Annotated in this window: 11 protein-coding genes; 8 read left to right on the top strand and 3 right to left on the bottom strand. The window is 60.5% G+C overall.

What is annotated here, in order from left to right; all coding sequences use genetic code 11:
• Nucleotides 1-226: 226 nt before the first annotated feature.
• Complete coding sequence (locus GQ59_RS06610; protein WP_037079256.1) at nucleotides 227-1,072, top strand: MipA/OmpV family protein; 846 nt, start codon at nucleotides 227-229, stop codon at nucleotides 1,070-1,072.
• Nucleotides 1,073-1,210: 138 nt separating this feature from the next.
• Here GQ59_RS06610 and GQ59_RS06605 read toward each other — a convergent pair whose 3' ends face one another.
• Nucleotides 1,211-2,026: an ATP-binding cassette domain-containing protein gene (locus tag GQ59_RS06605; RefSeq protein ID WP_051903832.1), complete on the bottom strand. Its 816-nt coding sequence runs from the start codon at nucleotides 2,024-2,026 to the stop codon at nucleotides 1,211-1,213.
• 242 nt (nucleotides 2,027-2,268) lie between these two features.
• On the opposite strand from GQ59_RS06605, the gene GQ59_RS06600 reads away from it, so the two are divergent.
• The 4 genes from GQ59_RS06600 (at nucleotide 2,269) to fhuB (ending at nucleotide 8,401) form a co-directional block, all read left to right on the top strand.
• Nucleotides 2,269-3,153: a helix-turn-helix domain-containing protein gene (locus tag GQ59_RS06600; protein ID WP_037078992.1), complete on the top strand. Its 885-nt coding sequence runs from the start codon at nucleotides 2,269-2,271 to the stop codon at nucleotides 3,151-3,153.
• A 161-nt stretch (nucleotides 3,154-3,314) separates the two neighbouring features.
• A complete protein-coding gene (locus GQ59_RS06595) occupies nucleotides 3,315-5,468 on the top strand; it encodes a TonB-dependent siderophore receptor (protein WP_037078990.1) in 2,154 nt (717 codons plus the stop codon).
• Between the two features lie 97 nt (nucleotides 5,469-5,565).
• On the top strand, nucleotides 5,566-6,417 hold the full coding sequence (locus GQ59_RS06590; protein ID WP_037078989.1) for an ABC transporter substrate-binding protein: 852 nt from the start codon (nucleotides 5,566-5,568) through the stop codon (nucleotides 6,415-6,417).
• A 13-nt stretch (nucleotides 6,418-6,430) separates the two neighbouring features.
• Nucleotides 6,431-8,401: a Fe(3+)-hydroxamate ABC transporter permease FhuB gene (gene fhuB / locus GQ59_RS06585; RefSeq protein WP_037079251.1), complete on the top strand. Its 1,971-nt coding sequence runs from the start codon at nucleotides 6,431-6,433 to the stop codon at nucleotides 8,399-8,401.
• Nucleotides 8,402-8,414: 13 nt separating this feature from the next.
• Here fhuB and GQ59_RS06580 read toward each other — a convergent pair whose 3' ends face one another.
• Complete coding sequence (locus GQ59_RS06580) at nucleotides 8,415-8,666, bottom strand: YMGG-like glycine zipper-containing protein (RefSeq protein WP_037079248.1); 252 nt, start codon at nucleotides 8,664-8,666, stop codon at nucleotides 8,415-8,417.
• A gap of 333 nt (nucleotides 8,667-8,999) precedes the next feature.
• Between GQ59_RS06580 and GQ59_RS06575 the strand changes: the two genes are divergently transcribed.
• Together GQ59_RS06575 and GQ59_RS06570 are read left to right on the top strand one after the other, a co-directional pair.
• A complete protein-coding gene (locus tag GQ59_RS06575) occupies nucleotides 9,000-9,437 on the top strand; it encodes a DUF2231 domain-containing protein (protein ID WP_037078987.1) in 438 nt (145 codons plus the stop codon).
• Complete coding sequence (locus tag GQ59_RS06570) at nucleotides 9,437-11,008, top strand: PQQ-dependent sugar dehydrogenase (RefSeq protein ID WP_037078984.1); 1,572 nt, start codon at nucleotides 9,437-9,439, stop codon at nucleotides 11,006-11,008. Before GQ59_RS06575 ends, GQ59_RS06570 begins: the two co-directional genes overlap by 1 nt.
• Before the next feature lie 108 nt (nucleotides 11,009-11,116).
• Here the strand turns inward: GQ59_RS06570 and GQ59_RS06565 are convergent, their stop codons facing one another.
• Nucleotides 11,117-12,088: a mannonate dehydratase gene (locus GQ59_RS06565; RefSeq protein ID WP_037078982.1), complete on the bottom strand. Its 972-nt coding sequence runs from the start codon at nucleotides 12,086-12,088 to the stop codon at nucleotides 11,117-11,119.
• A 385-nt stretch (nucleotides 12,089-12,473) separates the two neighbouring features.
• On the opposite strand from GQ59_RS06565, the gene GQ59_RS06560 reads away from it, so the two are divergent.
• Entirely contained in the window at nucleotides 12,474-14,018 is a 1,545-nt protein-coding gene (locus GQ59_RS06560; RefSeq protein WP_432762570.1) for an ABC transporter substrate-binding protein, read from the top strand.
• Nucleotides 14,019-14,042: the final 24 nt, after the last annotated feature.

Here is a 14,042-nt window from a genome sequence, read left to right as displayed (position 1 = left end):
TAGGATTGGCCGCCATCGCTTCGCCCTGCCGCACCGACATTGCCGGCTGGTTTTCATCTCGACTTGTAATGCTGCGGCAATTCTTCAGCCGCAACTTCTCCCCGAAACCATGCCCCGGTTTCTTTAGCCTTTATAATCAGGAGTTAATTTGGTGAGCCAGCACGATCAGCATCATCCGGAAGACCGGCACCGCAATACGGTCTTAAGCGGAGTTGGGGCTTCCGACATCATTCAGCGACGGTGGACGATAAAAATCTCGATCACGGCATTGGCCGCAGCCTCGGCACTCTTCCCGGTCACGGCACTCGCGGCCGACCTTGAAGCGACCGATGCGGCGATTGCCCCTCCGCAACAGTTCGATACGGCACGCTACGGCGGCATTCGCGGCAAACTGCATGATTGGAAGGTGACGATCGGCGTCGGGGCGGTTTACCTGCCCGAATACGAAGGATCCGACGAATTCGAGGTGCAGCCGTTTCCGCTCGTCTCCGCCCAGTTTGGGGAGCGCGTGCATCTCGATACCGGTGGCCTCACTATCGATCTTTTCGAAACAAACGGCTTCAGGGTTGGCGTTACCGGTGGCGTCGAAATGGGACGCAAGGAGGACGACTCGGACTATCTGCGAGGTCTGGGCGACATCGACATGGGCGGGGTCATCGGAGGGATCGTCAGCTATGACGTCGGTCCATTTGGCGTCTACGCCAAGTTGGACAAGACGATAGGCGGCAGCGCGGGACTAACGGGCACTTTCGGCGCGAAAGTTTCCCATCGCTACGAACGGTTCATCTTCTCCGCCGATGTGTCCGGCACATGGGCCGACGACAAGCACATGGAGTCGTATTTCGGGGTGACTTCGATCCAGTCAGCTCAGTCCGGCCTGGCAGAATACGAAGCGAAGGCGGGCGTCAAGCGCGTCGATCTCAAGGGCTCCATCACCTACATGATGACAGAGAACTGGAGCGTCACGGGGGCCGGTGGCGCCGGCTTCGTGCTCGGCGATGCCAAGGACAGCCCGATCGTCAAGGACGATGTTCAACCCTTCGCAATGCTGGGAGTAGGATACAGGTTCTAAAAAACGAGTGAGATCGTGCGGCAGCGTGACGGCTGCCGCTATTCCGCATCCATGTCATCATGACGGATCATGTGCGCCGTCTTCTTATGGTTACGGTCCAACGGCAATCTCCAGCGGGCCCGACTTGCATACTTGAAATTACTGCGCCAACGCCACCAGCCGGCCGCTTGAGGGTTGGCATAGGATATCCATCCGGACGTCGTAGATGCGAACGAGTTCCTCGGTCGTCATGACCTCTTGCGGGGTGCCATGGGCAATCAACCGGCCGGAATGCAGAGCGACGATCTCATCGCAGAAGCGGGCGGCCATGTTGACGTCGTGCAGCACGGTGATGACGGTGATGCCCTTTTCGCGGCAAAGGTCGTGCGTCAAGGACAGGACTTCCAACTGATGGCCGATATCGAGCGCGGAGATGGGTTCGTCGAGCAGAAGGCAGGTGGCATCCTGTGCCACGAGCATGGCAAGCCAGGCACGCTGGCGTTCACCGCCCGACAGGCTGTCCACCATGCGTTCTGCAAAAGAGCCGATACCGGTGAGCTCGATTGCCTCCTCCACCTTCTGCTTGTCGATGGCGCTGAACCGGCCGAGCGCGCCGTGCCATGGATAACGCCCGAGCGCCACAAGTTCCTTGACCAGCATGCCGGGCGCGGCTGGCGTCCGCTGCGGCAGATAGGCGAGCCGGCGGGCGAATTCCCGCGCACTCCAGTCTTCAAGGGGCTTGCCCTCGAACTGGACAGTACCCGCGCTCAGCGCCTGCTGCCGGCCGATCAATTTCAACATTGTCGATTTGCCGGAGCCATTGTGACCGATCAGAGCAATCGACCTGCCTGCCCGAAGATCGAGCGTCAGCGGATGTAAGAGGACGCGGCCTTCGATTGCAAAGCTCGCCTCCTTCAATGACAGGAGAGGGAGATTTGCCTTGGCGATCTCACGCTCATTTGGGTTCAGCGGCATGGTTACCATCCGTCCGTCGTCTTTCAAACCGGAAACTAGACTCATGTTTCTTCGAATCGGACGTTCCGGTCAACCGACGTCCTTTATCGTGCCGTTGGTCACGTTGCCGGCCTGTCACTATGTGTATTTGCACCCGCGTGCCGCGCAGATCGGGAGGATGCGGCATCTGCAACGCCCGCGGGATTGATACAGTGGATTAAAGTTGATAAAAATATGCAAGTTTTATTTATTCGGGTAGCTGCATGATTTTTCAACCGCGGATGCAGAACAGGATCGAGGGTTTTTCGGTCATCGGGGGGCTGAGGCGCCGTTACTGGAACGGCATCACCGCCGACCTGTGGGACGTGGAATGCGCCGCCTATGCGGGCGGCCACTACGTGGCACGGGATCCGCGACTGTTCATCCTGCTCGACCAGCGCGGCCGCGGACGCCCTGTAGTAAAGCTTTCCCCGAAATCCCGCGGCGCGCCACAGGACAGCAGTCAGAGCCCGATCTCCTATATTCCCGCCGACATGGAGCTTTGGCTGGACATTGCCGACGTACAGTATGTGCGCCACCTCGATATCCACTTCGACGCGGACATCCTCGGCCGCCGTTTGATGGAAGACATCAACCCAAAAAAGCTCAAAGACCCCCAGTTGCTGTTCTCCGACCAGCGTGTCATGGCGCTGGCCGGACTGATCGCCGCCGAGATTTCCAATCCGGAGCCGTTGCATGATCTCTATGGGGACGGGCTCGCCCTGGCGCTCGTCATCGATGTCCTGAAGATGCTAAAGGTACCACCCCGGCGGCGAGGAACGCTGGCAGTAGCACAACTGCGGCGCGCTACGGATTTCATCACCGAAAACTGCATGCGCAATATCCGCCTGCAGGAACTCGCTGACCTGACGGGCCTGTCGCCATCGCATTTCAGCCATTCGTTCAAGGCATCGACCGGAATGGCGCCCCATGACTGGCAGATCAATGCCCGGCTGGAACGCGCGAAAGCTTTGCTGATGTCGGAGGTCTATGCGTTAACCGAAGTTGCCGCCGAAACCGGCTTCTCGGACCAGGCGCATTTCACCAGGGTCTTCCGCAAACATGTGGGGACCACTCCGGCCCGCTGGCGTAAGGCTAGGCAGCAGTGATGCATTTCCGCAAATATTTGCTCACTCCTTCTGAATTTGCCCAAAAGCATTCAATTGTCGCCGATCGAACCAAGCCGAAACTTTAAATATGAGTTAACTGCTCACCTTATGAAATGCCGCTGCCTGCGAGCGGCGAAAAGTTCGTGTGAGTGGGGCATAGAATGGACAAGAGAAAAACAGCGTTGGGGGCAAGGCTCGGCCTGGGTGCGGGTGTGGCGTTTATTGCCGTTTGCAGCGCGTGGGCGGCTCATGCCCAGGATGCCGATACGACGTTGGCGCCGATCGTCATTCGTGGCGAGGGCGAAGGCGACGGAACCGGCCCGGTCAAAGGTTATGTCGCGAGGCAGTCGACGACCGGTTCCAAGACCGATACGCCGCTCAAGGAAATTCCGCAGTCCGTATCGGTCATCGGCCGGAAAGAAATGGACGACCGCGGCGCCGTCAGCAAGATCGACCAGGTGCTCCTCTATACGCCCGGCGTGTTCGGCCAGCCCTACGGCTCGGACCCTGACACCGACTGGATCTATGTTCGCGGATTCAATGCTTCGCAGACGGGGGTGTTCTTCGACAGCCTCGCGCTCACCAGCCACGCCTATGGCGGCTTCCAGCTCGATCCGTTCATGCTGGAGCGCGTCGAGGTCCTCAAGGGGCCGGCCTCCGTCCTGCTCGGCGGCGCCAATGCCGGCGGCGTCGTCAACCTGATCCGCAAGCGTCCGACCGACGAGCCCTACTACTACACCGAGACCGGCATCAACACGAACGGCAACGCCTACTTCGGTTTCGATGTCTCCGACAAGATCACCCCGGACGGCACCTTCAGCTATCGCCTGACCGGCAAGATCGCCGGTGGCGACAACTACACCGACTACAGCGAGGACCTGCGCGGCTTTATCATGCCGCAGTTCACCTTCTCGCCGGACGCGGGCACCAGCCTGACGGTCTGGGCCTATATCAGCGGCCTCGACCAGGTCCACACGACCAACGGCCTGCTGCCCTACGGCGGCACGGTCGTCGACGCCGGCTACGGCAAGATCCCGCGTGACCAGTTCCTCGGCGAGCCCGGCTTTGACCACGGCCGTGTCGTACAGAAAATGATCGGTTATGAGTTCGAGCACGAATTCGAAGGTGGATGGAAATTCACGCAGAACCTGCGTTATGCCAACCTCGATAAGCGTGAAAAGTATATCTACCCCTTCGATTTTAACCAGACCGATGCCTTCGTTGGACGTTATGGGGAAGATATAACATCCAAGGGCGATGCCTTTAACGTCGATAACAGATTGGAAAACGACTTCGATCTCGGCGGCGCCAGCCATAAGGTCATGGTTGGTCTCGATTACCGCTACTATCGCCTGCATACAGATCAATTTGGGACGTCTTTCCCATTCGATTCCAACTTTGACCCGAATAACCCCATATACGGCGCCACGCCCGTTACAATTAGCCGCAACCTGAACCAGGTCTACACGATCAATCAGGTCGGCGTTTACGCGCAGGACCAGATCAAGTTCGGCGACGGCTGGATCGCCACGTTCAACGGCCGCTACGACTATGTCCACAACGAGATCGATGACCTTTTGCCGGGAGGAACGGCGAACTATTCTAGCAACGACCGTGCCTGGAGCGGCCGCGCGGGTCTGGCCTACGAGTTCGACAACGGCCTGACGCCCTATGTCAGCGCCGCTACCTTCTTCAGCCCGATCGTCGGCCTGACGGGCGGCGCGGCGCCAAAGCCCGAGGAAGGCTACCAGTTCGAGGCAGGCGTCAAGTACGAGCCGACCTGGCTCGACGGCAGCCTGACGGCCTCCGTCTTCGACATCACGAAACAGAATTACACGATCACCACCGGCGGGGTAACCAGCCAGCTCGGCGAAGTCCGCTCAAGGGGCGTCGAAGTGGAAGGCAAGTTCAATCTGGACGAAAACTGGAAGGTCATCGCCGCAGCGTCGTATACGGACATCGAGATCACCAAGGACAATCCGACGCTGATCGGAAGGACACCCAACGTCGTGCCCGACGTTCTTGGTTCGCTCTGGCTCGACTACACCGTTACGGCAGGGCCGTTGGAAGGGCTCGGTTTCGGCGCCGGCGTCCGCTATCGCGGCAAGTCCTGGGCGGACAATGAGAACACCTTGCGCGTTCCGGATGCGACCGTCTTCGACGCGGCGATCCGCTACGAGAAGAACGACTGGAAAGCATCTCTTAACGTCACCAACCTGTTCGACAAGAGCTATGTTGCAGGCTGCAACACGCAGTATTTCTGCGGCTACGGCGAGGCCCGCACCGTCAACTTCAAGATCAGCAAGGTCTGGTAGTTTGACGATCTGACACAGGTTCTGCAGGAAGGCCTGGCTCGGGCCTTCCTGTGCGTTTGGAGACAGGCCAATAGTGCAGCAATTGACCCGTAGAACCATGCTTACAGCCGCAGCCGCCTTGGCGGCGGCGCGTACTCTGCGGGCCCAGGAAGCGGGGCCGCGGGTTGCAACGCTCGACTGGGCCCTTCTCGAAACGCTGCTCGCGATCGGCGCCAATGTCGTGGCGGCGACCGAGCTTCGCCAGTTCCGACAGGTTGCGATCGAGCCCGATGTCCCGGAAGGCGTTACCGACCTCGGCCTGCGCGGCACGCCGAATTTCGAGGTGCTGCGCTTTGCCGGCCCGGACCTGATCCTCAACTCGAATTTCTATGCCTGGGCCAATCCGCTGATGAGCCGGATCGCACCGGTAGAAACCCATTCGATCTACAAACCGGGCGAAAGCCCGTATATCCTTGCAGAACAGGCAACGCTGGCGATCGGCGAGCGCTTGCGGCGACCTGCGGCCCGCGGGATGGTCGAGGAGCTCGCTGCCCGGCTCGATCGCTACAGGGGCCTCTTCGCCAGGGGTGACGGCCGCCCCGTCCTGCCGATCAATCTCGGCGATGCGCGCCACTACCGGGTCTTCGGTTCCGACAGCATGTTCGGCGAGGTCTTGAAACGCCTCGGGCTGGCCAACGCGTGGACAGGCGCGACCAGCTATTCGGCCATGGCGCCGATGGGTATCGAGACGTTGGCTTCCATGCCCGACGCCTGGATCGTCCTCATTCCTCCGCATCCGGAAGACGCTTTTGCGACGCTGACCGAAAGTGCTTTCTGGAAGGCCTTGCCCGCAGTGCGTGAAAACCGAGTGCTGACGGTCGGATCGATCAATCCCTATGGGGCACTGCCGGCCGCGAGCCGCTTTGCGAATCTCCTGGCGGAAGGGATATCCCGTGTCCGGAACGGCTAGTCTCCCAATGCCCATGCGCAACGGCCTGCCCCATCTTCTCCCTGCCGCCGTGCTGGGCATCGCCTGCGTTACGTCGTTCATCCTGCTTCTAACTTTTCGCCCGCACGTTCCCGGAGAGGCGGCGACTGCCGCGGTGCTCGACGCAATCCTGCTGTGGGACAGCCTTCTGCCCCGCGCTGCGATCGCCTTGATCGCCGGCGCAGCACTCGGTCTTGCCGGCGCGCTGCTGCAACGGGTGCTGCGCAATCCGATTGCAGATGCCTCGACCCTCGGCATTGCTTCAGGGGCGCAACTGGCGCTGACACTCGGCCTCGGCTTTCTGCCGCTTCTCACCGGCATCTCCCGCGAACTGATTGCCTTTGCCGGCGGTTTCGCCGCGGTGGCAATCGTGCTGGTGCTGAGCTGGCGGCGCGGGCTCGATCCGGTCACTGTGGCGATCTCCGGCATGATCGTCAGCCTGATCGCGGCTTCGCTCAGCGTGACCCTGGTTCTGGCGCGCGGCGAATACGCCATGTCGATCCATGTCTGGGGGGCGGGCGGGCTCAACCAGCAGGACTGGAGTGGTGTCATCTCGCTGGCGCCGCGGCTCGCGGCGGGCATCCTCGCCGCGGCACTCCTTCTACGGCCGCTGAATGTCCTGGCGCTTGACGATTCCAGTGCCAGAAGCCTCGGCGTCGCGCTGCATGGGGTGCGGTTTTCGATCCTCGTCCTCGCGGTCTGGCTATCCGCCTCGGTCACGGCAACCGTCGGCATTATCGGCTTCCTGGGCCTTGCGGCGCCCACCATGGCCAGGTTCTGCGGTGCACGCACAACCGGACAGGTGATGATGACCGCTCCTCTGACGGGCTCCGCGGTGCTTTTCCTGACCGATTGCCTGACGCAATTGCTCGGGCCGGGTTTTTCCGATCTCGTGCCGACAGGTGCCGCAACCGCTCTGCTCGGCGGACCGCTGCTTCTCATGCTCCTGCCGCGCGTCCACGGTTTTTCGGCCGTAACCGCAACGGCCGATGCCGCCTCTCGGCAGGTTCGAAAGCCTGCGGTCACGCTGGCGCTGCTTGCCTTGGCGCTTGCCATCATCTTCGCCCTCGCACTCGGGCTAAGTCCGAGGGATCAAGGCTGGAGCGTTGCAACCGGCCCGCTCTTTTCCGAGCTTCTGCCCTTCCGCCTGCCGCGTATCCTGGCTGCCGGCGGTGCCGGCGCCATGCTCGGAGCAGCCGGCTTCATCATGCAACGCGTGACCGGCAATCCGATCGCCAGTCCCGAAGTACTCGGTGTCTCGAGCGGCGGCGGTGCCGGGCTGACGGCTGCTCTCTTCCTGTTCAGCGTCCCATCGCCTGCCATCATGCTTCTCGGCATGGCGCTCGGCTCGTTTGCCGCCCTCCTGGTGATGATTGCGATTGCCGGCCGCTCCGGGTTTTCGGCCGAACGGCTGCTGCTCGCCGGCATCGCCATCAGCGCCTTCTGCATGGCGATCGTCAGCATGGTGCTCGCCCAGGGTGACATGCGCAGCTATATCCTGCTCACCTGGATGGCCGGATCGACCAGTCGCGCCGGCGCCTTCGAAGCCTGGACCGCGATAATCACGCTCATCGTGTTGACCGCGCCGCTATTCCTGATGATCCGCTGGCTCACCATCCTGCCGCTCGGCACAGGCCTTTCCCGCAGCATCGGCCTTCGCGTCCTGCCGTCCCGCCTTGTACTCGCCGTCCTTGCGGCATTGATGACGGCGATCTCGTCTTTCCTCGTTGGCCCGTTGAGCCTGACCGGACTGATCGCGCCGCATCTCGCTCGGCTGATCGGCCTCCAGAAGCTGCATCACCAACTTGCCGCGGCAATCCTGATCGGCGCTGGCGTGCTCATGATGGCCGACTGGCTGTCGCGCGTCGTCATCTATCCCTATCAGGTGCCGGTCGGCCTCTTTGCGGCGCTGATCGGCGGGCCTTATCTTCTCTGGCTGCTTGGGTTGAAGGAACGTTCCTCGTAATGGCCGAGAGACCTCAGCATCGATCGACGTAGCGGTTCCCATCGCGGTCACGGTAGTAACAGCGGCCGGGCTGCCCCGCGACATTCCCGATCAAAGCGCCGGTCACGCCACCCACGGCCGCACCAACCGCGGCCCCGCGAACGTTGCCCGTTGCCACACCGCCGACGACGGCACCGGTGGCGGCGCCGATTCCCGCCCCTCGTTCAGTCGACGTGCAAGCTGTGAGGCACAACCCGACACATCCAATGACAATAAACTTTTTCATCTGAACCTCCATTCCAGTTTTCTCGCTGATGGACTGGCTTGTTTCCTTGGGTATGACGGCGCGACATGCCGAGTGCCGGCTTTGGCTGGAACATCGCGCTAAGTCCCCCGAACCAAGTCAAATCCTGAAAGTTCCATTCAATTGAGGGCGGCTCCGCCGGCGGAGGTTGCCGCTTGCCGACGCAAGCCATTGATCCTGCCTTGCCACACCGGGTGACGGGACTCTGCAGACGAAAAATACTTCCGATTCATGGGCGCAACACTGGAACGGAACCATCCCCTGCTTCTGCGGGTTGGATGGCATGTTTCGCGCTCTTGCCTCTGGGAGCATGCCATGGCTGTACTTTCCTCCAATAATCGAGACGCGGCCGCCTATCCGATACAGTCGCTTTTCGTCCCGTTCCCTTTCGTCTGCTTCACACTTGCGCTCGCGACCGATATCGCCTTCTGGCAGACAAACAACCTCATGTGGCAGAACTTCTCCGCATGGCTGTTGTTAGCTGGCCTGATGTTCGGCGTGGTTGCGATCCTGGCTGGTCTCATAGACCTCGTGCGGCCCCGCACCCGTCCACTCCGGCCGGCTTTCCCAGCCGCGTTTCTCTACCTGGTCATCCTCGCCCTTGCCGTCCTGAACAGCCTCGTCCATGCCGGTGACGGATGGACCGCCGTGGTCCCTTATGGACTGACGCTCTCTGCCTTGACCTTTGTGCTTTGCCTGGCGGCAGCGGCTGTTTCCGCCCGCAAATATGCCAGATTGGCCTGGAGGATATGATGATGAGGTTCCTTATTCTCGGCACTTCGGTTCTGTCGATTTCCCTCGGGCTCGGCGCGTCGGCGCAGGAAGCCAAATTCGATCTGTCCCAGCAGATCGGCCCGAACCCGGTCCTGCCTGACCCTTCTCCTTCCCTGATACCTGATCTGAAGGTCGCGGAAGTGATCGGCTGGAAGGACGGCGAGACGCCTGCCGTTCCCGATGGCCTGAAGGTTTCTGCCTATGCCAAGGACCTTGCCAATCCCCGCAACGTCCATACTCTGCCGAATGGCGATGTACTCGTCGTCCAGTCCCGCGGTCCGGCTGGCGAGCCGACGTCGCGGCCGAAGGATTTCATCCGCGACTGGATCATGTCGATCGCCCACGGCGGTGGCGGTGAACAGAAAGAAAGCAATATCGTCACCCTGCTGCGTGACACCAATCGCGACGGCACGGTCGATGAACGCCACGACCTCCTGAAGAAGCTCGATTCTCCCTTCGGCCTCGCCTGGATCGACAACACGCTTTATGTCGCCACGACGAGCGCCATCCTTGCCTACCCCTACGGACTCGGCCAGAACGAAATCACCGGGCCGCCGAAAACGCTGACACCACTGCCCGGCGGTCCGATCAATCATCATTGGACAAAAGATCTTGCCCTCAGTCCTGACGGCCGGACGCTCTATGTTTCGGTCGGATCGAACTCCAACATCGTCGAGAACGGGCTCGAAGCAGAAAAAGGCCGTGCTGCGATCTGGCAGGTCGATCGGCAGACCGGCGCCGCCCGCGTTTTCGCTTCGGGCCTGCGCAACCCGAACGGCCTCACCTTCAATCCCGAAACGGGTGCGCTCTGGACCGTCGTCAACGAGCGCGACGAGCTCGGCCCGGACCTCGTTCCTGATTACATGACTTCGGTGGAGGACGGTGCCTTCTACGGCTGGCCGTGGAGCTACTACGGCAACCACGTCGACGCTCGCGTTCATCCGCCCCGTCCCGACATGGTCAAAAAGGCAGTCCAGCCGGACTACGCCCTGTCCAGCCATGTCGCCGCGCTCGGACTGACTTTCTCGATGAATTCCGCCCTGCCAGCCGCATATGCAAACGGCGCCTTCATTGGCGAGCACGGCAGCTGGAATCGGGACAGCTTCAATGGCTACAAGGTCATCTTCGTCCCGTTCCAGAATGGCAAGCCATCTGGCAAGGCGCAGGATGTCGTCACGGGCTTTATCCTGGGCGACCATGCGAAAGGACGGCCGGTCGGCGTCGGGATCGATGGGACGGGAGCGCTGCTTGTTGCCGATGACGCCGGCAATACCGTCTGGCGCGTTGCTTCATCCGACGGTCGCGTCACGCCCCAGCCGATCGGTACGGACCAGGTGTCGGTCAATCAGCAACTGTCATCGCCCGCGAAAAGCGACAGGCTTCCCGCCGGAGTATCCGGTATCGGAACGGAAATCACCGCGTCGACGACGCCCCCCGCGCCGCCTCCCGCTTCAGCCGACGAACGCCTGACCGGTCAGGAGCCGCTTTCCGGCCAACCGGACAAGCTCGTGCCCGTCCAGATGCAGATCGCTCCCGCGACGGGGCCATGACGACGTGGCAGCAAGATCAAGGACGGAGCCCTCCTGCATCGCTTCGGGAAGGGAGCTGCCGAGCCGGCAGCTTCGATCAACGACGTGGCATATGAGCGACCGTCAAAGTCAGTCTTTCATTGCTTCGAGCAAGGCCGTTATATAGCCGTAGCAAAACGCAAAGGCTACGCCTGTAGGGTCGCGGCCGCTTATCGTGGGAACGTGGTCCGGCATGATCATGTAGCGATAGCCGACCTCCTTATAAATTTTGAGAGAGCGTACCATGTCCATGTCGCCCTCGTCCGGGAAGGTCTCCATGAAGGAGAGCTTTCCGCCCGCGATATTGCGGAAGTGGACATTAAAGATCTTGCCGCGCGTCCCGAACCAGCGAATGATATCGTCGATTTCCTGCCCGGGATTGTCCAGCATTTCACCGATCGAGCCCTGGCAAAAATTGAGACCGTGATAGGGGCTCTCGCGCATCAGCACGAACCTCTTCAGACCCTCGACGGTGCCGAGCACGCGAGTAACGCCCTTGTAGCCGGGCGGGGTGTAAGGATCATGGGGATGGCAGGCAAGCCGCACCTTGTTGCTTTCCGCAACGGGCACCACGCGTTCCAGAAAATAGTCGATCCGCTCCCAGTTTTCGTCCTCGGACAGCACGCCCGCCAGGCCTGGCTGAGCCTGCTGGTCGGCCTTGTCCCATCTAAAGGCCTCGTTGAGCGACCCGCCCCGCCCGGGTTCCATCTCCGTACGTGGGATGCCGATCAGGTTGAGATTGTATTTCACCGACGGTATCCCGGCCTTGGCCGTTTCCTCGATCAGCCTGCACACCGCGTCGATCTGCCGGTCGCGATCGGGACCCTTGAGGAGGATATCCGGATAGGAGGCCTTCTCGATGGGCTGCGACGGAAGCGGAAGCTGGATCATGTCGAGGATGAGCCCGAAGCTTTCAATCTTGTCGCGATGACGTTCGAGATCTTCCAGTTTCCAGCTCGACGGCGCGCCGGGCGGATCTGCACAGATGTGTTTCAATCCCAACTGAGCGAAAACGCGGTAGTCGTCATCGTCTCTCGCGCCAACTTGGGTGCCCACATACATTTCAACATCCTCCCTAAGCGTATCATATCATACGACCTAATATGATTTCTTAGCGGCTGTCGAGTATCTTCGTGCGGCAAACGTGGAGATCTGGTGGGCGAAACCAGACCTGAACAACTGGCTTTCCATTGCCTCTTCCTCCTGAGAAATCAGCATGAAATCGGCTGATAATGCGTATTATCATAGAGATTTATCGTTCACTCCCCAAGCTCTGTAAAATGAAGGCTCGCGGAAGGCTCGTGCGGCAAGCTTGCCATCCCTGAAAAAGTTGGCTAAGTCATCATACAACATCTGGACAACCCCGTTATGTCTTAGGTCCACTCTGGGAGGAGTTACAATGAAATACCTTTGCGCCCGATTGCTTGTCGGCGCGGCTTTTGCCGTCATGTCTTTCGGCACGCCGGCAGCTTTTGCCGAGACGCCGGCCAACCAGCTCGTCATTGCGACCTCGCTTGCCCAGGTTCTTTCGCTGGATCCTCATCAGGCGACGGAAGCCAAGGCCAACGAGATCATGGCAAACCTCTACGATCGCCTGGTTTCGACCGACGGTTCTGGAAAGATTTCCCCGCAACTTGCCGAAAAGTGGGAGATCGATGACAAGGGGATCACATTCCATCTGCGCAAGGCGGAATTCGCTTCGGGCAACCCGGTCACCTCCGCGGACGTGGTATACTCGATCACCCGCCTCCTGAAACTCGACCAGGCCGCGGCCGCCAATCTCAAGCGTGTCGGCTACAACGGCGGCAACGTTGAAAAGCTGGTCACGGCGCCGGACGAGAAGACCGTGCGCATAGACCTTTCCGGCGAGGTCACGTCGGAACTCCTGCTCTATCGTCTGGCGATGGTCATCGCGAGCGTTGTCGACAGCAAGGAACTGAAGAGCCATGTCGTCAACGACGATTGGGGCAATGCATGGCTACGCACCAATTCGGCGGGCTCAGGCCCTTTCACGCTGAACAAGTGGACGCCGAACGAGATCGTCATCCTCGACGCGAACAAGAATTATGTCGCCGGACAGCCGAAGATGCGCCGCGTCGTCGTTCGGCATGTGCCTGAAAGCCAGGTCGAGCGGCTGATGCTCGAGCGTGGCGATATCGACATCGCGAGCGCACTGACCGCGACCGACCTTGCAACATTTAGCGGCAAGCAGGGTTATGAAATCCAGCGCGTCCCGACAGGGGGGTTCTATGTCCTGTCGATGAATGCCGGCAAGGAACCGCTCTCCAATCCGAAGGTCCGCGAAGCGATTGCCTACGGCATCGACTACAAGGGCATGGAAAAGGCGATCATGGGGCCATACGGCCGGGCACGCACGGTTCCCGTTCCGGAAAATTTCGAATATGCCATTCCGAGCCCGGATTGGAAGCTGGACGTGGCAAAGGCAAAGGCCTTGCTTGCAGAAGCCGGGTACAAGGACGGCTTTACGCTGAACCTCAAGACGATTGCCCAGACGCCGCGCATCGATCTTGCGACCGCGATCCAGGCGTCGCTCGGCCAGATCGGTGTGAAGATCAATATCATGCAGGGCAATGGTGCGGATATCATCGCCGCGCACCGAGCGCGTGATTTCGATCTCCTGATCCCGCAAACCGGGGCCTATATGCCGAATGTCCTGGGCGCGATGGAGCAATTCTCGAGCAATCCCGACAATTCGCTGAAGGCCAACAATGCCGGCAACTTCGTATGGCGTTCCAGCTGGGACATTCCCGAGTTGACAGCGATCACGGCCAAGGCTGCGCTGGAGCCGGACGCGAAGAAGCGCGGAGCGCTTTACGTTCAGATGCAGGAAATGTTCGTTGCCCAGAAGCCTGCTGTTCTGCCGCTTTTCGAACGCTACGAACCGATCGTCCTGACGAGCCGTGTGCAGGGCTATGTCGGGCATCCGAGCCAGACGACACGTCTGGAAGGTGTCACGAAGACCGATAAGTAACTTAACGTCAGGTCAGGCAGCCGA

Origin of the sequence: Neorhizobium vignae (assembly GCF_000732195.1) — a bacterium.
Lineage (GTDB): Bacteria > Pseudomonadota > Alphaproteobacteria > Rhizobiales > Rhizobiaceae > Neorhizobium > Neorhizobium vignae.
Note: the sequence above shows the minus strand (reverse complement) of the source record. Positions and strands in the feature narration are given on the sequence as shown.

Coding starts and splice junctions, on each gene's coding strand:
- GQ59_RS06605 (WP_051903832.1), bottom strand. CDS start 2,026: ATGCCGCTGAACCCAAATGAGCGTGAGATCGCCAAGGCAAATCTCCCT.
- GQ59_RS06600 (WP_037078992.1), top strand. CDS start 2,269: ATGATTTTTCAACCGCGGATGCAGAACAGGATCGAGGGTTTTTCGGTC.
- GQ59_RS06595 (WP_037078990.1), top strand. CDS start 3,315: ATGGACAAGAGAAAAACAGCGTTGGGGGCAAGGCTCGGCCTGGGTGCG.
- GQ59_RS06590 (WP_037078989.1), top strand. CDS start 5,566: ATGCTTACAGCCGCAGCCGCCTTGGCGGCGGCGCGTACTCTGCGGGCC.
- fhuB (WP_037079251.1), top strand. CDS start 6,431: ATGCGCAACGGCCTGCCCCATCTTCTCCCTGCCGCCGTGCTGGGCATC.
- GQ59_RS06580 (WP_037079248.1), bottom strand. CDS start 8,666: ATGAAAAAGTTTATTGTCATTGGATGTGTCGGGTTGTGCCTCACAGCT.
- GQ59_RS06575 (WP_037078987.1), top strand. CDS start 9,000: ATGGCTGTACTTTCCTCCAATAATCGAGACGCGGCCGCCTATCCGATA.
- GQ59_RS06570 (WP_037078984.1), top strand. CDS start 9,437: ATGATGAGGTTCCTTATTCTCGGCACTTCGGTTCTGTCGATTTCCCTC.
- GQ59_RS06565 (WP_037078982.1), bottom strand. CDS start 12,088: ATGTATGTGGGCACCCAAGTTGGCGCGAGAGACGATGACGACTACCGC.
- GQ59_RS06560 (WP_432762570.1), top strand. CDS start 12,474: ATGTCTTTCGGCACGCCGGCAGCTTTTGCCGAGACGCCGGCCAACCAG.